General features: G+C 72.3%; 20 protein-coding genes. 7 read left to right on the forward strand and 13 right to left on the reverse strand.

From position 1 onward, the window contains the following. Positions 1-159: 159 nt before the first annotated feature. The 5 genes from ACIF9R_RS20260 to ACIF9R_RS20280 all read right to left on the reverse strand — a co-directional run bounded on the left by ACIF9R_RS20260 (position 160) and on the right by ACIF9R_RS20280 (position 3,317). Positions 160-582, reverse strand: a complete 423-nt coding sequence (locus ACIF9R_RS20260; RefSeq protein ID WP_399981767.1) for an acyl-CoA thioesterase — start codon at positions 580-582, stop codon at positions 160-162. A gap of 62 nt (positions 583-644) precedes the next feature. Next, positions 645-1,274, reverse strand: coding sequence for a hypothetical protein (locus ACIF9R_RS20265; RefSeq protein WP_399981769.1), 630 nt, complete (start codon positions 1,272-1,274; stop codon positions 645-647). Further along, the gene (locus tag ACIF9R_RS20270) at positions 1,271-1,477 is read right to left on the reverse strand and encodes a DUF397 domain-containing protein (RefSeq protein WP_399981772.1); all 207 of its coding nucleotides are present in this window, start codon (positions 1,475-1,477) and stop codon (positions 1,271-1,273) included. The genes ACIF9R_RS20265 and ACIF9R_RS20270 overlap by 4 nt, the downstream gene beginning before the upstream one ends. Then, positions 1,477-2,304, reverse strand: a complete 828-nt coding sequence (locus ACIF9R_RS20275) for a helix-turn-helix domain-containing protein (protein WP_399981774.1) — start codon at positions 2,302-2,304, stop codon at positions 1,477-1,479. Before ACIF9R_RS20275 ends, ACIF9R_RS20270 begins: the two co-directional genes overlap by 1 nt. Before the next feature lie 128 nt (positions 2,305-2,432). Beyond that, entirely contained in the window at positions 2,433-3,317 is an 885-nt protein-coding gene (locus ACIF9R_RS20280; RefSeq protein WP_399981777.1) for a helix-turn-helix transcriptional regulator, read from the reverse strand. Between the two features lie 133 nt (positions 3,318-3,450). Between ACIF9R_RS20280 and ACIF9R_RS20285 the strand changes: the two genes are divergently transcribed. After that, a complete protein-coding gene (locus tag ACIF9R_RS20285; protein ID WP_399981778.1) occupies positions 3,451-4,356 on the forward strand; it encodes an oxidoreductase in 906 nt (301 codons plus the stop codon). Between the two features lie 89 nt (positions 4,357-4,445). On the opposite strand, the gene ACIF9R_RS20290 is transcribed toward ACIF9R_RS20285, so the two are convergent. Together ACIF9R_RS20290 and ACIF9R_RS20295 are read right to left on the reverse strand one after the other, a co-directional pair. Further along, positions 4,446-4,772 (reverse strand): hypothetical protein, encoded by a 327-nt coding sequence (locus ACIF9R_RS20290; RefSeq protein ID WP_399981781.1) that lies wholly within the window; start codon positions 4,770-4,772, stop codon positions 4,446-4,448. 46 nt (positions 4,773-4,818) lie between these two features. Continuing rightward, positions 4,819-6,027 carry a pyridoxal phosphate-dependent aminotransferase gene (locus ACIF9R_RS20295; RefSeq protein ID WP_399981784.1) on the reverse strand — a complete coding sequence of 403 codons (1,209 nt, stop codon included), beginning with the start codon at positions 6,025-6,027 and terminating at the stop codon, positions 4,819-4,821. An 87-nt stretch (positions 6,028-6,114) separates the two neighbouring features. On the opposite strand from ACIF9R_RS20295, the gene ACIF9R_RS20300 reads away from it, so the two are divergent. Then, on the forward strand, positions 6,115-6,747 hold the full coding sequence (locus ACIF9R_RS20300; protein WP_399981786.1) for a winged helix-turn-helix transcriptional regulator: 633 nt from the start codon (positions 6,115-6,117) through the stop codon (positions 6,745-6,747). Between the two features lie 58 nt (positions 6,748-6,805). On the opposite strand, the gene ACIF9R_RS20305 is transcribed toward ACIF9R_RS20300, so the two are convergent. The 3 genes from ACIF9R_RS20305 to ACIF9R_RS20315 are packed head-to-tail and all read right to left on the reverse strand — an operon-like array spanning position 6,806 to position 10,446. Continuing rightward, entirely contained in the window at positions 6,806-7,615 is an 810-nt protein-coding gene (locus ACIF9R_RS20305) for a hypothetical protein (protein WP_399981788.1), read from the reverse strand. After that, positions 7,615-8,889 carry a VWA domain-containing protein gene (locus tag ACIF9R_RS20310; protein ID WP_399981790.1) on the reverse strand — a complete coding sequence of 425 codons (1,275 nt, stop codon included), beginning with the start codon at positions 8,887-8,889 and terminating at the stop codon, positions 7,615-7,617. Before ACIF9R_RS20310 ends, ACIF9R_RS20305 begins: the two co-directional genes overlap by 1 nt. Before the next feature lie 45 nt (positions 8,890-8,934). Next, the gene (locus ACIF9R_RS20315) at positions 8,935-10,446 is read right to left on the reverse strand and encodes an IucA/IucC family protein (protein ID WP_399981792.1); all 1,512 of its coding nucleotides are present in this window, start codon (positions 10,444-10,446) and stop codon (positions 8,935-8,937) included. 106 nt (positions 10,447-10,552) lie between these two features. On the opposite strand from ACIF9R_RS20315, the gene ACIF9R_RS20320 reads away from it, so the two are divergent. The 4 genes from ACIF9R_RS20320 (at position 10,553) to ACIF9R_RS20335 (ending at position 14,468) form a co-directional block, all read left to right on the forward strand. Continuing rightward, entirely contained in the window at positions 10,553-12,133 is a 1,581-nt protein-coding gene (locus ACIF9R_RS20320) for an IucA/IucC family protein (protein ID WP_399981911.1), read from the forward strand. Positions 12,134-12,215: 82 nt separating this feature from the next. Beyond that, positions 12,216-13,169: a TerC family protein gene (locus ACIF9R_RS20325; RefSeq protein ID WP_399981795.1), complete on the forward strand. Its 954-nt coding sequence runs from the start codon at positions 12,216-12,218 to the stop codon at positions 13,167-13,169. A 49-nt stretch (positions 13,170-13,218) separates the two neighbouring features. Further along, positions 13,219-13,467, forward strand: coding sequence for a hypothetical protein (locus tag ACIF9R_RS20330; RefSeq protein ID WP_399981797.1), 249 nt, complete (start codon positions 13,219-13,221; stop codon positions 13,465-13,467). An 86-nt stretch (positions 13,468-13,553) separates the two neighbouring features. Next, positions 13,554-14,468, forward strand: a complete 915-nt coding sequence (locus tag ACIF9R_RS20335) for a HipA family kinase (RefSeq protein WP_399981800.1) — start codon at positions 13,554-13,556, stop codon at positions 14,466-14,468. A 103-nt stretch (positions 14,469-14,571) separates the two neighbouring features. On the opposite strand, the gene aceB is transcribed toward ACIF9R_RS20335, so the two are convergent. Next, on the reverse strand, positions 14,572-16,197 hold the full coding sequence (aceB, locus tag ACIF9R_RS20340; protein WP_399981803.1) for a malate synthase A: 1,626 nt from the start codon (positions 16,195-16,197) through the stop codon (positions 14,572-14,574). Between the two features lie 213 nt (positions 16,198-16,410). Beyond that, positions 16,411-17,010: an NTP transferase domain-containing protein gene (locus ACIF9R_RS20345; RefSeq protein ID WP_399981806.1), complete on the reverse strand. Its 600-nt coding sequence runs from the start codon at positions 17,008-17,010 to the stop codon at positions 16,411-16,413. Between the two features lie 204 nt (positions 17,011-17,214). Between ACIF9R_RS20345 and ACIF9R_RS20350 the strand changes: the two genes are divergently transcribed. After that, entirely contained in the window at positions 17,215-17,529 is a 315-nt protein-coding gene (locus tag ACIF9R_RS20350) for a DUF5955 family protein (protein ID WP_399981808.1), read from the forward strand. A gap of 36 nt (positions 17,530-17,565) precedes the next feature. Here ACIF9R_RS20350 and ACIF9R_RS20355 read toward each other — a convergent pair whose 3' ends face one another. Then, positions 17,566-18,372 carry an IclR family transcriptional regulator gene (locus ACIF9R_RS20355; protein ID WP_399981811.1) on the reverse strand — a complete coding sequence of 269 codons (807 nt, stop codon included), beginning with the start codon at positions 18,370-18,372 and terminating at the stop codon, positions 17,566-17,568. Positions 18,373-18,498: the final 126 nt, after the last annotated feature.

Here is an 18,498-nt window from a genome sequence, read left to right on the forward strand (position 1 = left end):
GAGCTACTGATTGACGTGCGCGCGTCATTAGTTACGCACGTAGATTCCGGGCCTGTAAAGAGCCTTCGTTCCTCGCTGGTGGTCTGGTCCACTGTAGGAGCGGATGGCCTGGAAACTCGGGATCCGGGCGGCGGAAACTTTCAGTGCGTGAAAACCCGACTACAGTCCGAACAGGGCGGGGTCCTTCGCCAGGTCCCGGAAGACGTCCTGCGGGTTCGGCACGAGCTTGCGCTGCTTCAGGTCCATCAGCCCGCCCGCGCCCGTGAGCTCGGCCGCCACGGTACCGTCGGCCTTGCTGATGGTCTGCTCGATGGTGAAGATCTTGCCGCCGCTCCAGAGGAAGGCGCAGCTCACGTCGACCTCGTCACCGGCGAGCAGTTCACGCCGGTAGCGGATGGTGGTCTCCAGAGCGACCGGTCCCACCCCCTGGGCGAGCAGCCCCGACTGGGTGATCCCCGCCGCCTGGAGCAGCGACCACCGCGCGTGCTCCGCGTAGTTGAGGTACACGGCCTGATTCAGGTGGCCCTGCACATCGGTCTCGTACCCGCGCACGGTCACGCGGACGGAATACGGCTCGCTCACTGCGCCGGTCCCCTTCATGCCTGTTCGGTTCGGTGCGTCGCCCCCCGATCTTGGCATGCCCCTCACACGCGGCGCGGGGAGGCCAGCAGATAGCGCGCCCGCGTCCTCGGCTCGGTGTACTCCCCGGCCTGCCAGCCGGCCCGCTCCAGCGTGGCCGCACAGGCCCGCAGCGCGTCGCCGTCCGGCTCGTACACGGCGACCGCCTCCGGCTGCGGGGTCTCCCGCACGCGGTAACCGCCGTCCCCGGGGTCCGCGCCGGCCGGCCGGTGCCCGGCGGCCTCCAGGGCGAGCGCGGCCGCCCGCACCAGATGCGACCGCTCCCACCCGCAGGGCCGGTCCGTCGCCCCGTCGGGGTTGGTCATCCGGCGCAGCTCCAGCATCCCCTGCCAGGCGCTCCGCACCTCCCGGAGCCGGGCGGGACCGTCGGAGGGGGCCGTCTCCTCGCCGCCCACCCGCGCGGCGAAGCCGCCGGTCGTGTCCGGCGGCGCCGACGGCCCGGCCTCGGGTTCCGCCTCCCGGATCCGGTGCCCCGCCGGAGTCAGGAAGTGATCGTGCGGCGGCCGCGCATGGCGGAACGCCAGCCCACGCTTCACCAGCGCGGCGAGCTGCGCCGGCGTACCCCTCAGCCGCCCGGTGTCGGGATCGGCGGCCTCGATGAGACGGCGCTGCGCGGCGGTGGGCGGTCGGGTCATCGGCGTCCGGAGGCGTGGGGGAGGAAGGCGGCCCACTGGTGGGGGTCGAAGGTGAGACGGGGGCCGTGTATGTGCTTCGAGTCCCGTACGTGGATGGATTCGGGGGTGGTGGCGATCTCGACGCACTCGGGGCCGTCGTTCGTGCTGTAACTACTCTTGCGCCACTCCAGCTCGGGACCGTACTCCGACGGACGGTTCGTCATCAGTTCTCTCCCAGCACTTTCTCGATGAACGCCAGCGACTCACGGGGTGTGAGGGCCTGGGCCCGGATGATGCCATAGCGGATCTCGAGGATTTGGATGTCTTTGGGATCGGAGATCAGCCGGTTGATCAGCTGGACCTCCATGTGGCCCACGGTGACCCCTTCCCTCAGTCGCAGCAGTTGCAGCGCCCCCGCGAGTCCGGCGTGGTCCTCGCGATCCGTCGGCAGTACCTGAATCTCCACGTTCCGCCGCCGACCGATCTGCAACAGACGTTCGAGCTGCTTGCGCATCACCATTCTGCCCCCGAGCGGGCGGCGCAGCGTCACCTCTTCCTGGACAAAGCTGAAGACGGGAGCGGACTGCTGGTCGAAGATCTTCTGTCGCGCCAAGCGGGCCTCGACGAGTGCGTCCACGTGATCCTCGGTGTACGGAGGTCGCCGCATGCCATAGATGGCCCGTGCGTACTCCGGCGTCTGGAGCAGACCGTGCACGACGTGATTCGCGTAGGCGCACAGCTCGACCGCCTCGTCCTCCAGTTTGGCCAAGTCCCGTACCTTTTTGGGAAACTTGGCCTTCTCCACATCGGCTTTCAGCCCGGAGATCAGGCCACCCGCTTCCAGGACCCGGTCCGCCGCTTCCAGGAACGTCTCCGTCGGAGCCCTGCGTCCGCGCTCCACGGACGACACCTGCTCCTCGCTGTACCTGATGGCCGTTCCGAGACCGGCCTGGGTCAGGCCCTCCCGTTCCCTGCACATCTTGATGACCCGCCCGACGGTCCGCAGGACGGCCGCCGACTCCTCGTCCGCGCCGTAAGGTTCCACGCTCATGTCCCCACACCTCCATGTGCCACCCGTGCCCAACTCGCCGCCGGTGCGGAACGTCACGCGGCACTGCCCGGACAGCCCCGGACAACATCCGCACGGAGACCCCGGTGTGGTGCGAGGTCCACCCTGGCTCAGCGTGGGGTGACCGGCGGCGTGGCCCTCCCGTTCGAGCGGGTCGCGCGCAACGACGCCAGGAGGTGCAGCCGGTCCGCGTCCGCGCTGCCCGGCTCGGCGGTGAAGACCAGCATGACCGGGCCCGGTCCGCCGGGCAGCGGATAGGTGTCCCAGTCCAGGACGATGTCGCCGACCTCGGGGACCCGGAAGGTCTTGGTGCCGCTGACCGACGCCCGTACGTCGTGCCGGGCCCACAGCCGCCGGAACTCGGCGCTGCGGATGCTCAGCTCGCCGATGATCGCGGTGGCGCGCGGATGGGTGGGGTCGGCGGCGACGGCGGCGCGCATCATGCCGATGTACTCCAGGGCCTGCCGTTCCCAGTCCTGGCAGCTCCGCTCACCGGTCAGCGTGTCGTCGAACAGCAGGAGGAGCATGTTGAGCCGGTCGGGCGGGTAGCTGTCCGGGCTGCCGAGCAGCGCCTCCGCCATCGGGTTCCAGGCGAGCAGGTCGAGGTGCCGGCCGAGCACGACCGCCGGGGTGTCCATCACCCGCAGCAGCCGCCGGGTGCTCTCCGGCACCGTCTCCGGACCGCGGTCCGGTCGCGCGGGCGCCGGCCGCCGAGCGGCATGGGCCAGGCCGAACAGGTGCCGGCGTTCCGCGTCGTCGAGGCCGAGCGCGCCGGCCAGCGCGTCCAGGACGTCGTCGGACGGACGTACCTCCCGGCCCTGCTCCATCCGCTGGTAGTAGTCGGTGCTCAGCCCGGCCAGCAGGGCCAGCTCCTCGCGTCGCAGCCCGGTGACCTTGCGCCGACCGCCCGGCTCCAGACCGACGTCGTGCGGGCGCAGCCTGCCGCGCCGGGCGCGCAGGAAATCACCGAGCTCACGGGCGTACGGGTGGGTCATCCCGCCAGTGTGCCTCCCTGCCGGGCGGTCAAGGTAGGTCCCACAGACCTAGGGAAACGGGAACGACCGAACCGGCCCGCACCGCCTCTAGCGTCGTGGGTCCACCCCACTCACACCCCCTCAGGAGCAGCAGATGGCCGGATGGACCGCCGACCGCATCCCCGACCAGCGCGGCAGGACCGCCGTCGTGACCGGCGCGAACTCGGGCCTCGGCCTGGTCACCGCCACCGAGCTGGCCCGCCACGGCGCCCACGTCGTGCTCGCGGTCCGCGACACCGCCGCCGGTGCGAAGGCCGCCCGCCGGATCGGCGGCGACGTCGACGTGCGCGAACTCGATCTGGCCTCCCTCGACTCCGTCCGCGCCTTCGCCGCGAAGCTGACCACCGACCACCAGGCGATCGACCTGCTGGTCAACAACGCGGGCCTGGTGCTGCTCGGCCCGCGCCGCACCACGGCCGACGGCTTCGAGCTGCACATCGGCACCAACATGCTGGGGCACTTCGCACTGACCGGCCTGCTGCTCGACAGGTTGGCAGCGGCAACGGAGCCCCGGGTGGTCAGTCTCAGCTCGATCACCCACAAGAACGCACACCTCGACTTCGACGACCTGATGTCGGAGCGTGACTACGGGGCCGCTCCCGCCTACGGCCGGTCCAAGCTCGCCACCACGGTCTTCGGTATCGAGCTGGACCGGCGCCTGCGCGCCGCGGGATCGCCGATCATCAGCACACTGGCCCACCCCGGTCTCACCCGCACCAACCTGACCCCGCGTGCCTGGGAGCACCGTGGCCGGCTCGGGCGGATGATCGCGCGGGGCGGCCTGCTGGTCACGCAACCCGTGGAGCAGGGCGCGCTGCCGCAACTGCGCGCCGCGACCGACCCCGGTGTGCGGGGCGGCCAGTTCTTCGGGCCCTCCGGGCTCTTCGAGACGCGCGGCCGGGTCACCGAGGCCCGGATCGGCCGGGAGGCGGCCGACCCGGCGGTCGGCAAGCGGCTCTGGGCGGCGGCCGAGGAACTGACCGGAGTCGGCTACCTCTGAACCGCTCGGTCGCGGCGTCCCCGCAGCGGGAGCTGTTCGCCCGGGCCGCCGGCGGCCCGGCAAGGCGGCCAGGCACGCCGGACACGGACCTAACCCATGAACTCCGGCCGCTGATAGGGCGTCCACCAGCTGAGCAGGGCCCAGACGCCGAGGGCGAGCGCGCCCGCCGCCAGCACGGCCGCGAGCCAGGGGCGACGCAGGGCGCGCAGGGTGAGGAGCCAGGCGGCCAGTGGGACGAGCGCACCTCCGGCGGCGATGAGGGGAAGGTCCACGTACAGGACGCTCAGGTCCCGGTGCATGCCCTCGAACCCGCCGTGGACGCTGACCCTCGCCCTCGGTGCCCAGGCGAGCACCGCCGTGATGGCGCCCGCGGCCGCCAGGAGCAGGCCGGAGCAGCCCAGTCGATGTTCCCTCATGCCTTGATCCGACGCGATCGCCGCGCGGGCGGTTCCCCCTGGGGCCTTACTGCCGGTAGCCGCCGAGGAAGCGTCCGATCCGGCCGATCGCCGTCTCCAGGACGTCCGCGTGGGGGAGAGTGAGGATGCGGAAGTGGTCGGGGGAGGGCCAGTTGAAGCCGGTGCCCTGGACGACCTGGATCTTCTCCCTCAGGAGCAGGTCGAGGACGAACTTCTCGTCGTCGTGGATCCTGTGCACGGACGGGTCGATGCGGGGGAACGCGTACAGCGCCCCCGTGGGCTTGACGCAGCTCACGCCGGGGATCTCGTTCAGCTTCTGCCAGGCCACGTCACGCTGTTCGTGCAGCCGGCCGCCCGGCGCGGTCAGTTCGCGGATGGACTGCCGGCCGCCGAGCGCGGCCTGGATGGCGTACTGGGCGGGCGCGTTGGCGCACAGCCGCATCGAGGCCAGCATGGTCAGGCCCTCCAGATAGTCCTTCGCGTGCTGCTTGGGTCCGGTGACCACCAGCCAGCCGGAGCGGAAGCCCGCCACGCGGTAGGTCTTGGACAGGCCGCAGAAGGTCAGGACGACCAGGTCGGGGGCGAGGGCGGCGGCCGAGTGGTGCACGGCGTCGTCGTAGAGGATCTGGTCGTAGATCTCGTCGGCGAGGACCATCAGGCCGTGGCGGCGGGCGAGGTCGAGGATGCCCTCGACGATCTCCTTCGGGTAGACCGCGCCGGTCGGGTTGTTGGGGTTGATGATCACCACGGCTCTGGTGCGGTCGGTGATCTTCGCGGCCATGTCGTCCAGGTCCGGGTACCAGTCGGCCTGTTCGTCGCACAGGTAGTGGACCGCCTTTCCGCCGGAGAGGGTGGTCACCGCTGTCCAGAGGGGGAAGTCGGGTGCGGGGATGAGGATTTCGTCGCCGTCCTCCAGCAGGGCCTGCACGGCCATCGACACCAGTTCGGAGACGCCGTTGCCGAGGAAGACGTCGTCGACGTCCACCTCCAGGCCCAGGGTCTGGTAGCGCTGGGCGACCGCGCGGCGGGCGGAGAGGACTCCGCGCGAGTCGGTGTAGCCGTGCGCCCGCGGGAGCATCCGGATCATGTCCTGAAGGATCTCCTCCGGCGCCTCGAAGCCGAACAGGGCCGGGTTGCCGGTGTTCAGGCGCAGCACGCTGTGCCCTGCCTCCTCCAGCGCGTTGGCGTGCTCGATCACCGGGCCGCGGATCTCGTAACAGACCTCGCTGAGCTTGCTCGACTGCCGGAACTCCATCGCGCGGCTTCCCTCCGGTAACTGGTGTTGCTTGGTTTTACCAAGTGGACGCTTGGAAAGTCCAACAACTTGTCTAGACTGCGTCGCATGCCACCTCGCCGAAGCTACGACCAGTACTGTTCCGCAGCCCGCGCGCTCGACGCCGTCGGCGACCGCTGGAGCCTGCTGATCGTCCGGGAACTCCTCGCCGGCCCGCGCCGCTACACCGACCTGCACGCGGACCTGCCGGGCGTCAGCACGGACGTACTGGCCTCACGGCTGAAGGACATGGAACGCGACGGCATCGCCACGCGCCGCCGGCTCCCCCCGCCCGGAGCCGCCTACGTCTACGAACTCACCTCGCGCGGGAGCGCGTTGCTCCCCGTCCTCCAGGCACTCGGCGCCTGGGGCGAGGCCGAACTGGGCGAGCGGCGCCCCACGGACGCGGTACGGGCCCACTGGTTCGCGCTGCCCCTGCTGCGGGCGCTGGAGGGGGAGACGGGACTTGTGGAGGTCCACCTGGAGGAGGGCAGGTTCCACCTGTACGCCGGCCCGGACGACGGCGGCCCCGTCTACGGCGACGGCCCCGCCCCGGCCGAGCCGGACACCCTCCTGTCCCTGGACACCGGCACCTGCACGGCGATCGGCCGGGGTGAACTGACCCTGGTCGACGCGATCCGCGCCGGATGTGTCGCGGTGACCGGCGAGGGCCCGCTCGCCAAGACCCTGCGGGAGGCGTGAGGGGGAACAGCGGAAGGCCCGCACGGGGCGGGCCTTCCGGGAGGGTGTGCGCGGTGTGTCACGCGGTCGGTGGCACCCCGCGCGGGCGCCCGGACCCCCGGGTCAGGCGGTAGCCGGCGACGCCCGCGAGAGCGGCCAGCGCGCCGCCGACGGCGGTCCAGATCCAGCGGTCGGACCACCAGCCGGAGGTCCAGCCGTCCTCCGGCTCCAGGTCGGCCAGGACGGCGGTGGGCGAGTCGTCGTCCTGCGCCTCGTCCGACGCGGCACGTGCCGCGATGCCCGGGACCAGCGGCTCGGAGAGCGCGCCGTCGACCGCCGCCGCGCCGCCCATCTCCTTGGACTCGACGCGGAGTTCGGCGCTGACGGCCTGGCCCAGGTCGGCCGGGGACAGCCGCAGCGCCGTGAGGCGGACGTAGTACGTGCCCGGCAGCGGGTCGTTGGCCCACGGCTCCGACCAGGCGCGGACCGTGCGCAGCACGCACTCCAGTTCCACCGAGGGTGTGTCGGCGCCGGCCTTGCGGGTCTGCGCCCCGTACTGGCAGGCCTGGCGGCGGCGCAGACCGTCGTACACGTCGAGCTGCCAGGTCTCGGCCGCGTGGCTCTCCGGCAGTTTCACCGTCGCCTTCACGGTGGGGCGCTGCCCGGCGTCCGCCGGGAACGACCAGTACAGGTAGTCGCCGGTGGAGGCGCGCGCGGTGGCGGTCTGCCCCTGCTCGACCTCCGTCGCGGTGCGGAACGAGGTGCCCGCGCGGGTGGGGCCCGCGCCGTCCCCGGACGCCTCCGGGGAGGGCGAGGAGTCGGCCGCCGCGGGAGCCGCGGCCAGCCCGAGCGTCAGCAGGGCGACGCCCAGTACACGTATGGCGCGCATCAGTGGGTCCTCCAGACAGCGAACCGCCAGCGGGACAGCCAGCCCCAGAGCAGACCGGCGACGAAGCCGGTGAGGATCAGCGCGCCGAGCAGCCACCAGCCCCGGCCCAGACCGAAGGAGGCCACGTCGCCCGACCCGTCCGGACCGTCCACGACGTCGACGGTCAGCTCCAGCGGGAGACCGGGGGTGGTCTTCACCCCGGAGTCCGCCGAGAAGGAGTTGGTCACCGCCAGACACACGACCTCGGCGGCCGGCTTGCCACTGTCGTCGTCGTCCCGCTCGGGCTTCGGGTAGCGCAGACCGGTGGAGAGGACGTCGGTACGGCCGTTGCCGGCCGCCTCGCCGCGTACGATCTCCCGGCCGTGCACGGTGACGGCCCGCAGCAGCACACCGTAGTCCGGACGCACGGCCCGGTCCGCGGCCACACTCACCGAGGCGCGCAGTTCCTGTCCGGCGAGCAGCTCCACGCGATACCAGCGCTGCTGCCCGAACTCCTCACGGTCGGTGTAGAGGCCGGACTCCAGCGCGGGTGCCTCGGCACACGCGTCGGTGCCCTCCACGGCCACCGGGGTCACCACGGGCTCGGCGGCCCGGTCCACCAGCTCGTTCACCCGGTCGGTGAGCTCGTCCTGGTGCTCGACCGAGGTGTACGTGCCGCCGGTCGCCTCGGCGATACAGCTGAGCTGCCGGCTGAGCTTGGCGTTCGGCACCAGGCCCAGGGTGTCGATGGTCAGGCCGATGCCCTTGGCCGCGATCTCCCGGGCCACCTCGCACGGGTCGAGCGGCGCGCAGGTGTCCTCGCCGTCACTGATCAGGACGATGCGCTTGGAGCCGTCGCCGCCGTCGAGGTCGTCGGCCGCCTCCAGCAGGGCCGGGCCGATGGGGGTCCAGCCGGTCGGGACGAGTGTGGCGACCGCGGTCTTGGCCTCGGTGCGGTTCAGCGGCCCGACCGGGTAGAGCTGCGCGGTGTCCTTGCAGCCCTCCTTGCGGTCGTCGCCGGCGTAGTCGGCGCCGAGCGTCCGGATGCCCAGTTCGACCTCCTCCGGCGTCGCGTCCAGCACCTCGTTGAACGCCTGCTTCGCCGCCGCCATCCGGGACTGGCCGTCGATGTCCTTGGCCCGCATCGAGCCGCTCACATCGAGCAGGAGGTTGACCTTGGGCGCGCTGTGGCCCGTGGGTTCATCGGCGGCCGCCCCGGCCGGGAAGACGATCCCGGCCGTCAGTGCGGCGAGCAGGGCGCAGGCGCCTGCCACCGGCCGTTTTCTTCTGATCATCGGCGGATCCTATTGATCCGGGGTGCCGCGCTCCAAAACGGGGTGTCACGGACCGTCGTACTGGAAGGGATTGGGAAGTTCCGCCCATTGGTCCCCGGACGACCGCGGCGACAGCCGCATCAGCGTCAGTGCCTTGGCCGGCAGCGGTTCGTCGAGCAGCGCGGCCAGGTCCGGGGTCTGCGGAAGATCCCGTACGGCGCTCTCCATCGCCGCCCGCAGCGCCGGTCCTGAGCCCGCCGTGCCGGCCAGCGCACCCGCCACCAGGGAGCCGAACAGCTTGCGCCGCAGAGTGCGTTCGTCGTCCGTGAGGATGCGGGCGGGCAGCTCCGGGAGCGCGACACCGTGCCGGGCCAGCCGGGCCGGGCCCACCCGCAGATCGGCCAGATCGCGATAGACCAGCCGTACCGGATCCCCGTCCGGGGACAGCACCACGAGCAGATTCTGGCCGTGCGCCTCCAGCGCCACCCCCAGCTCCAGCAGCCGCAGCCCGACGGTGAGGGCGAGCGCGGCGAACCGGTCCCGCCAGCCCGGAGTACCGGGCAGGCCGGTGGCCGCCAGCGCCCCCACCGGAACGACCCGCTCGCCCTCGGCCGCGTACTCCTCGGGGGACTCGCGCAGCAGCGCCGCGAGATCGGGCGACCCGGCCGCCACCGCGCCCAGCGTGCGGGTGATGTGCAGCAGTCCGTCCGTGCGCGCCGCCACCGTCTCCGCGAAGTCCGACAGTGCCGCCGACGCGGCGACCGAGCCGAGCGAGATGTCCCGCACCGAGGACGTCAGCCGGGCGCTCAGCGCCGTCTTGACATGCGGCCCGTCCGGCAGCGCGAGGGTGCGCAACGCCATCAACGGATGTGCGGACAGACGCCGTTCACCCGTCCGGTGCAGCACATGCGCCGCCTGCCAGGGGTGCACCGGGACCACCAGCCGCCCCGCTTCCCGCAGCCACCGCGGCCACACCCCCGTCACCAGGCACTCCCCGGCCGGCACCGGCACCAGCTCCAGTTCCACGACCGGCCCGTGCTCCGGCCCGTAACCGAGCTGCTCCGCCACCGAGAAACCGGGCCGCGCACGGCAGTTGGGGTGGAACGGATGCCCGTCGGTCACCCGCTGCTCCCACTCCCACGCCCGGCCCCGGCCCGGCCACTCGGGCGGGTGAACCCGCGCGCCCGTCCGCGACAGCGCCAACGACGCGACGGCGTGCCCGAGTTCTGCGGCGAAGGCCGCCGAACGCGGTACGGCCAGGTCGGTCATCAGCCGCGCCGGATCGTCGTACGTCACCTCGTCCAGCCGTACGGCGGTGACATACGCGCCGGTCGCATACGGATCCGGCCGCGGGCCGTGCAGCCGCCGCCCGTCCGTCAGTCGCAGCGTGAGCCCGTCGTCCCCCGGCGCGCGGCGGGCGATCCAGGGCAGCGGATCGTGGGTGAGACCGCGCCACAGCCGGGTCAGCACGGCCGCGCGGGCGCCGGGGAGCCCGCCGGTGTATTCGGCGACGAGATCGGGCCGTACGGAGGCCAGTTCGGCGGCAAGCCCGGCCTCGGCGGTGGGGGGACGGCGCACGGACGGACTCCTCGGGGACGCGGGGGCGGGACGTACGGGGGGCGATGACAGACATACTGATCGTCTCCGCCGGACAGACCGTAGGGAACCAGAACGCGTGGACCTCATGCCCCCGCCCGCAGACGACCACGCTGCGAGCCGCGCGGTCCTGGCCCGGCGTGCCGACGCGTACGCGGCCGTACCGCTGCTGAACTGCCTGCTGCGCGAGGTGGCCCAACTCCAGTTCCGGTTCCGGCCCTTGTCCGGCCAGGACCCCGCACCGGACGCCGACGCGTACCGGACGTACCGTCTGCCCGGTGTGGACCGGCTGCTGCGGGTGCGCGGCAGCCGCCGTCGTCCCGCCGCCCCCGAGGTGTACACGGCGGGCGCCTGGCACCGCGTCGACCACACCGAACTGGTGAAACTCGTCGCCGAGGAACTGCGCCGGCACACCGGCCTGTCCAATCACGAACTGCCCGCCGAGATGCTCGACAGCCGGAACGCGGTGGCCGCGCTGCTGGAGGCCCGCGCCCGGGCCGCCCCGCCCGACGACCTCTATCTGCGCTCCGAACAGTCCCTGCTCACCGGGCACACCCACCACCCGGCCCCCAAGGCACGGGGCGGCGGCCCGGCGGCCACCTGGCTGCCGTACGCACCCGAGGCGTACGCCCGTTTCCCGCTGACGCTGCTGGGCCTGCGCGAGGACACCGTGGTCGAGGACGGGGACACCGCGGCCCTCGACCGCCTGGGCACCGCCCCGCCCGGCTACCGTCTGCTGCCCGCCCACCCCTGGCAGCTCGACCTCGCGGCCCGCGACCTCGCCCCCGCCTTCGCCGACGGCCGCCTGCTCCGGCTGGGCACGACCGCCTCACCGGTGTGGCCCACCGCGGCGATCCGCACGGTGTACGCGCCCGGCGACGACCTGTTCCTGAAGTTCAGCCTGGATGTGCGCATCACCAACGACATCCGCCGGCTGTGGCGCCACGACCTGGTGCGACTGCGCGCGACCGACACGGCCGTACGTGACGCCTTCGCCGCGTGGAACGGCCCGGCCGCCCCGGTGTGGCTGAGCGACCGGGGCCACCGCACCGCGGACTTCGCCTTCGAACAACTGGCCGTCGTCGTACGCGACGGACTGCGCGGACGGGTCGTGCCCGGCGCGACCCCCTGCCTCGCGGCCGCGCTGGCCGAGGGCTTCGACGGCAGTCCGCTCGCCGCCACCGCCCACCCGGCGGCCTGGTGGGAGGCGTACCTGTCCCGCGTGGTGCCCCCGGCCCTGACGGTCTTCGCCGAGCACGGCGTCGTCCTGGAGGCCCATCTGCAGAACACCCTGATCGCCGTGGACGCCGACGGCATGCCCGTACAGGCCCTGTTCCGGGACGCCGAGGGGGTGAAACTCCTCCCGCGCGCGCCCGGCACGGCGGCACTGCCCACGGTGTCCCGGGCGGCCGGCTGGGAACGCCTGGTGTACTGCCTGGTCGTCAACCACCTCATGGAGATCGCCGCCGCCCTGGCCGAGCACCACCCCGGCCTCGACCCCTGGCCCGCCGTCCGCCGCGAGCTGGCCCGCCACGACCTCCCCGAGATCCCCGCCCTCCTCACCGCCCCGGTCCTCCCGGCCAAGACCAATCTCCTCCTGCGCTGGACGGCGGCGGACGGCGCCGACGCCCGCTACCGGCCGCTGCCCAACCCGCTGACCGGGGGATGAGGACGAAGAGGCGACAACCCGCCGGATACCCCAGACTCGGAAAGGAGACCGCCGGCCCCATCGCGCCCGAGGAGGCGTGCCCGTGCATGACGTGCCGTTCTGGCTGTGGATGGTGTTCGGTGTCATCGTGCTGGTGTCACTCGCGGTCGATCTCCTCGCGCACCGCACGGCGCATGTCATCGGGTTCCGTGAGGCGGCCGCCTGGAGCGCGCTCTGGATCGGGCTGGCCATCGCCTTCGGAGGCGTCGTCTTCCTCGTGGTCGGCACGGACGCCGGGGTGGAGTACACCACCGCGTGGCTGCTGGAGAAGAGCCTGTCGGTCGACAACCTGTTCGTCTTCGCTCTGATCTTCGGCTACTTCAAAGTGCCGAGGGCCTACCAGCACCGTGTGCTGTTCCTCGGCGTCCTCGGCGCGCTCGTCTTCCGTGGCATCTTCCTGGCCGCCGGTGTGGCCGTGGTCAACCGCTTCACGGCCGTGCTGTTCGTCTTCGCGGCGATCCTCTTCTACAGCACCTACAAGATCCTCAAGGGGGAGGACGAGAGTTTCGACCCGGGCAAGAGCTTCGCGGTCAGACTGCTGCGCAAGGTCGTCCCCGTCCGGGACGACTACGCGGGCCCCCACTTCTTCGTCAAGGAGGCGGGCAGACGGGTGGCGACCCCGCTGCTCGCCGTCGTGGCCGCGATCGAGGCCGCCGACCTCGTCTTCGCCGTCGACAGCGTGCCCGCCGTCCTGGCCGTCAGCAGTGATGTGTTCATCGTCTACACCAGCAACGCCTTCGCCATTCTCGGCCTGCGCGCCCTGTACTTCATGCTCGCCGGTCTCCTCGACCGCTTCCACTACCTCAGCGTCGGCCTGGCCCTGATCCTCGGCTTCATCGGCGTCAAGCTCGTCCTCCAGGCCTCCCACGAGACGATCAGCACGGCGGTGCCCGAGATTCCCTCCCTCGTCAGCCTCGCCGTCATCGTCGTCGTGCTGGCCGTGTCCATCACCTTCAGCATGCTGCGCCCGCCGCCGCAGAAGGCCGAGCACGAATGACGGAGCCCGACCCCTCCGAAAAAGTGCAAAAGGGGCGTAAAGTGCCCCTATGGACAGTCGACGGAAACGCGACGGAACCCGGCAGTCGGGGCATGTGTGCGACGCGTGCCGACAGCCGGTGGACACCGTCGTGGAACGACACAAGACCCTGGGGATCTACGTCCCTGTCTGGACCGCGGGCCCCTGCCACAACCCGGACTGCGAGCGCTACGTCCCCGAACCGCTGCCCGCACCCCTGCCCCGCCCCGCTTCCACCGGAACCGGCCGGCGGCAACGACAGAGCGGCCCCCGCGCCTGACCGCACCCCGCGATCCCCCGCGCCGCCCGTCACGCCCGGTTAATATGCCTGTTTGATGCCGGACGAGGACGGGGTGGCCCGGGAACATGCTGGAACAGGTCACCGCGGTCCGCTATGTCGAACCCCTGCACTCCGGCGGGTCGGTGCCCGGGGTCTTCGAGGCCGACGACCTCGGCACCTACGTCGTCAAGTTCACCGGGTCGGCGCAGGGGCGCAAGGCGCTGGTCGCCGAGGTGATCGTCGGGGAGCTGGCGCGGGCCCTGGGGCTGCGCTTCCCGGAGCTGGTGCTGGTGTGCTTCGATCCGGCGGTGGCGGCCGGCGAGCCGCACCAGGAGGTGCGGGAACTCCACGCGGCCAGCGCCGGGGTCAATCTCGGCATGGACTACCTGCCGGGGGCGCGGGACTTCACCCCCGAGGTCGCCCAGGACTTCTCCGTCGACCCGGTGGAGGCCGGGCGGATCGTCTGGCTCGACGCGCTGACGGTGAACGTGGACCGGACCGTGCACAGTTCCAACCTGGTGGTGTGGCCCACGCTCGGTGTCGCACCGCCACGGCTGTGGCTCATCGACCACGGTGCCGCACTGGTGTTCCATCACCGCTGGGAGGGCTCCGACCCCGGCAAGGCGTACGACTTCCGTCATCACGCCCTCGGTCACTACGGGCCCGACGTCCGCGCGGCGGACGCCGAGCTGGCGCCGAAGGTGACCGAGGAACTGCTGTGGTCCATCGCGGCGGAGGTGCCGGACGACTGGCTGGCCGGCGACTCCCGGTTCACCGCGCCCGACGAGGTCCGGGAGGCGTATGTCGCGTACCTCCATGCCCGCGTGCGGTCCTCGGCGGACTGGCTGCCCACCGACTTCCCCGGCGCGGAGGAACTCGCCGAGGAGAACGCGCGACGCGCGGCGCGGACGCGGCGGGGGCGTCCGGACTGGCTGCAGCGCGTGCCCGACCTGCACGGCAAGCCGGCTGCGGAACAGGACTGGTCGGCGCACCTGGGATGACCCGCGGGGGGCGCCGCCGGCCGTTCTCGTGGCGCGTGCCCTCACCTCTCATGCCGGCGCACACGGTCCGTTCCGTCGGCGGCCGGTGAACGCGGTGGCGCGTTCAGCCCTTGAGCTGCTCGTACGCCGGCAGGGTGAGGAAGTCGGCGTAGTCCTCGTCGAGGGAGACCTGGAGCAGCAGGTCGTGCGCCTGCTGCCAGTTGCCCGCGGCGAACGCCTCCTCGCCGATCTCCGCGCGGATGGCCGCCAGTTCCCCGGCGGCCACGGTGCGGGCCAGTTCGGCGGTGACCTGCTCGCCGTTGTCGAGGACGACCTCCGCGTTGATCCACTGCCAGATCTGGGACCGGGAGATCTCCGCGGTGGCCGCGTCCTCCATCAGGCCGAAGATGGCGACCGCGCCGAGCCCGCGCAGCCAGGCCTCGATGTAACGGATGCCGACCTGCACGGCGTTGACCAGACCCGCGTACGTCGGCCTGGCGTCCAGGGAGTCGACGGCGAGCAGATCCTCCGCCGTCACGTGCACGTCCTCACGGAGGCGGTCCTTCTGGTGCGGCCTGTCGCCGAGCACCCGGTCGAAGGACTCCATGGCGATCGGCACCAGATCGGGATGGGCGACCCAGGAGCCGTCGAAACCGTCGTTCGCCTCACGGTCCTTGTCGGCGCGGACCTTCTCGAAGGCCACCTTGTTGGCCTCCGCGTCCCGGCGGGACGGGATGAACGCCGCCATGCCGCCGATCGCGTGCGCACCGCGCTTGTGGCAGGTGCGCACCAGGAGTTCGGTGTACGCGCGCATGAACGGGGCGGTCATGGTGACCGCGTTGCGGTCCGGAAGGACGAACCTGGCCCCGCCGTCGCGGAAGTTCTTGACGATGGAGAAGAGATAGTCCCAGCGGCCCGCGTTCAGGCCGGAGGCGTGGTCGCGCAGTTCGTAGAGGATCTCCTCCATCTCGTACGCGGCCGTGATCGTCTCGATCAGGACGGTGGCGCGGACCGTGCCCCGCGGGATGCCCAGGTACTCCTGGGCGAAGACGAACACCTCGTTCCACAGCCGGGCCTCGAGATGCGACTCCGTCTTGGGAAGGTAGAAGTACGGGCCCTTGCCGAGTTCGGTCAGCCGCGCCGCGTTGTGGAAGAAGTACAGGCCGAAGTCGACGAGCGCGCCCGGCACCGGTGTGCCTCCGGCGTCGGTGAGGTGCCGTTCGTCCAGATGCCAGCCGCGTGGGCGGACGACGACCGTCGCCAGTTCCCCGGCCGGGCGCAGGGCGTACGACTTTCCGGACTCCGGGTCGGTGAAGTCGATGGTGCGCGTGTATGCGTCGATCAGGCTGAGCTGGCCGGTGATCACGTTCCGCCAGGTGGGCGCCGAGGCGTCCTCGAAGTCCGCCAGCCACACCTTCGCCCCGGAGTTGAGGGCGTTGACGGTCATCTTGCGGTCGGTGGGGCCGGTGATCTCGACCCGGCGGTCGTTCAGGGCCTCCGGGGCCGGCGCCACCCGCCAGGAGTCGTCCGCGCGGATCGCGGCGGTCTCCGGGAGGAAGTCGAGCGTGCCGGTGCGGGCGATCTCGGCGCGGCGCTCCGCGCGGCGGGCGAGGAGTTCGCCGCGCCGGGGCGTGAACCGCCGGTGCAGCGCGGCCACGAACGCGAGTGCCGGCCCGGTGAGGACCTCCTCCTGCCGGGGCAGGGGCACGGCGTCGACGACGGCCAGCGGGGACGGCGCTGGTGCGGACATCGGCTGTCACTTCCTTCGGCGTGCCGGTCGCCGGCGCCGGCCGGCCCGGATACGGCGGTGACGCCCGTACGAACCCGGGACGCCCTGATCGGTGGATAGTAGTTTCCTCATCGTGGAAGTTCAATGTTCTGTTGATGTCGAGGGTCCCGGGTCTCCGGGTCGCGGGGGCGGCGCCCGGTGCCCCGTGCCCCCGCTCACTCCGTGCCCCTCGGCTCACTCCAAGTGCGCCAGGTCCGCCTCGGTGTCGATGTCGTAGGCCTCGGCCACGTCACCGCATTCGACGAGCGCGACCAGGTCCGCGTGCTCCCTCAGATAGGCGCGTGCTCCCCGGTCCCCGGTCGCGCTCGCGGCGATCCCGGCCCAGTGCGCGGCGCCGAAGAGGACGGGGTGGCCGCGTGTGCCGTCGTAGGCGGCGGAGGCGAGCGACGCGGGCGACGCGTAGGCGCCGCGCACCCGGGCGACCGCCTCCGGGCCGATCCCGGGCTGGTCGACCAGGAGGACCAGCGCGGCCCGCGCGCCCGTGCCGGCCAGCGAGTCCAGTCCGGCCCGCAGCGAGGTGCCCATGCCCCCTTCCCACGCCGGGTTGTCGACGAGCACGCACCCCGGCAGTGCCGTGCGGGCGCGCACCTCGTCCGCCCGCGCGCCGAGCACCACGTGCACGCGCGTGCAGCCGCCCGCGCGCAGAACCGCCACCGCGTGTTCCACGAGCGGCCGTCCCCGGTGGGTGAGCAGAGCCTTGGGGCGGCCGCCGAGGCGCCGTCCGCCTCCGGCCGCCAGCAGAAGTCCCGCGATCCGGTTCTCGTCGTCCGTCATGGCTCCTGCATACCGCACCCGTCACGCGGTGCCGGGGTGGCGCGGGACATGGGTGCCCCGGGCCACGGTGTCACGCTGCGGAACAAGTCGATGACGCAGCGGACTGGCGCAAAGGCCCCGGGGTGGCGTTTACTGGCGCGCACCGGTCGGCGGGGTGCCGGTCCGGACGGGGGAGGCGCACAACGACGTGCCAGGGGGAGGACTGTGTTGCGGAGCGTTGAGCAAAGGCGTGTGCCCGGCAGTCAGGTGGACCCGCGGGTGACGGAGCTGCGCTCCGCCGTGTCCCGGTTACGTCGCCGACTGGCCGCCCATCCGGTGGAGTTCCGGGACCGGAGCATCGCGGAGGAGGAACTCGCCGCGCTGGCCGGCCTGGCCGCCGGCGACCACCCCGAGATCCCCGCCCTGCGCCGCTCCCTGCTGGTGGTGGCCGGCGCCATCGGCTCGGTCAGCGCGCTGGGGGAGGGCGTCCACGAACTGCGAGCGGCGGTGGACCTGTTCGGCCCGTCGCCACGCGGCTGACGCCCGCCCGTGGGTACCGGGCCGCCGCGCCCGGTGTCAGGCGGTCGGTGTGGCGCCCGCGGTCGCGAGCTCCTGCGAGAGCTCGGCGGCGACCTGCCGGAGCACCGGGACGATCCTCTCCGTCGCCGACTCCGTGACCCGCCCGGCCGGTCCTGAGATGGAGATCGCGGCCGCCGTGGGGGAGTCCGGCACGGGCACCGCCAGGCAACGGACGCCGATCTCCTGCTCGTTGTCGTCGATCGCGTAGCCCTCGCGGCGTACGTCCTCCAGCGCCGCGAGGAAGCCCTCCGGCGTGGTGATGGTCCTGTCCGTCGCGGCGGGCATACCGGTACGGCCGAGCAGGGCCCGAACCTCCTCCGGCGGGAAGCCCGAAAGCAGCGCCTTGCCCACGCCCGTGGAGTGCGGCAGGACGCGCCGCCCGACCTCGGTGAACATCCGCATGGAGTGCTTGGACGGCACCTGCGCCACGTACACGACCTCGTCGCCGTCGAGCAGCGCCATGTTCGCCGTCTCGCCGGTCTCCTCCACCAGGCGGGCCAGATACGGCCGCGCCCAGGTTCCCAGCAGCCGCGAGGCGGACTCACCGAGCCGGATCAGACGCGGGCCGAGCGCGTACCGGCGGCTGGGCTGCTGTCGTACATAGCCGCAGACGACCAGCGTGCGCATCAGGCGGTGGATCGTCGGCAGCGGCAGTCCGCTGCTCGCGGACAACTCGCTCAGACCGACCTCGCCCCCCGCGTCCGCCATCCGTTCGAGCAGGTCGAAGGCGCGCTCGAGGGACTGCACACCGCCAGGGGCGGCGGACCGGGCGGAGCCGGAGGTGCTGGCGCTGGACGTCGGCACGGCGCGTTCCTTTCGGGGCCGGCGGGAAGGGCAGAAGCCTACCCGGCGGCCCGTTCACCGCCTGCTGGAGCGTCGCCGCGGTCTGCCCGCCGAGAGATCAATTCCGCTTTGCCGAGCCGCCCGGAG

Origin of the sequence: Streptomyces sp. NPDC086080, from assembly GCF_044540255.1 — a bacterium.
In the GTDB taxonomy this organism is placed as follows: Bacteria; Actinomycetota; Actinomycetes; order Streptomycetales; family Streptomycetaceae; genus Streptomyces.

Coding starts and splice junctions, on each gene's coding strand:
- ACIF9R_RS20265 (WP_399981769.1), bottom strand. CDS start 1,274: ATGACCCGACCGCCCACCGCCGCGCAGCGCCGTCTCATCGAGGCCGCC.
- ACIF9R_RS20270 (WP_399981772.1), bottom strand. CDS start 1,477: ATGACGAACCGTCCGTCGGAGTACGGTCCCGAGCTGGAGTGGCGCAAG.
- ACIF9R_RS20275 (WP_399981774.1), bottom strand. CDS start 2,304: ATGAGCGTGGAACCTTACGGCGCGGACGAGGAGTCGGCGGCCGTCCTG.
- ACIF9R_RS20280 (WP_399981777.1), bottom strand. CDS start 3,317: ATGACCCACCCGTACGCCCGTGAGCTCGGTGATTTCCTGCGCGCCCGG.
- ACIF9R_RS20285 (WP_399981778.1), top strand. CDS start 3,451: ATGGCCGGATGGACCGCCGACCGCATCCCCGACCAGCGCGGCAGGACC.
- ACIF9R_RS20290 (WP_399981781.1), bottom strand. CDS start 4,772: ATGAGGGAACATCGACTGGGCTGCTCCGGCCTGCTCCTGGCGGCCGCG.
- ACIF9R_RS20295 (WP_399981784.1), bottom strand. CDS start 6,027: ATGGAGTTCCGGCAGTCGAGCAAGCTCAGCGAGGTCTGTTACGAGATC.
- ACIF9R_RS20300 (WP_399981786.1), top strand. CDS start 6,115: ATGCCACCTCGCCGAAGCTACGACCAGTACTGTTCCGCAGCCCGCGCG.
- ACIF9R_RS20305 (WP_399981788.1), bottom strand. CDS start 7,615: ATGCGCGCCATACGTGTACTGGGCGTCGCCCTGCTGACGCTCGGGCTG.
- ACIF9R_RS20310 (WP_399981790.1), bottom strand. CDS start 8,889: ATGATCAGAAGAAAACGGCCGGTGGCAGGCGCCTGCGCCCTGCTCGCC.
- ACIF9R_RS20320 (WP_399981911.1), top strand. CDS start 10,553: ATGCCCCCGCCCGCAGACGACCACGCTGCGAGCCGCGCGGTCCTGGCC.
- ACIF9R_RS20330 (WP_399981797.1), top strand. CDS start 13,219: ATGGACAGTCGACGGAAACGCGACGGAACCCGGCAGTCGGGGCATGTG.
- ACIF9R_RS20335 (WP_399981800.1), top strand. CDS start 13,554: ATGCTGGAACAGGTCACCGCGGTCCGCTATGTCGAACCCCTGCACTCC.
- aceB (WP_399981803.1), bottom strand. CDS start 16,197: ATGTCCGCACCAGCGCCGTCCCCGCTGGCCGTCGTCGACGCCGTGCCC.
- ACIF9R_RS20345 (WP_399981806.1), bottom strand. CDS start 17,010: ATGACGGACGACGAGAACCGGATCGCGGGACTTCTGCTGGCGGCCGGA.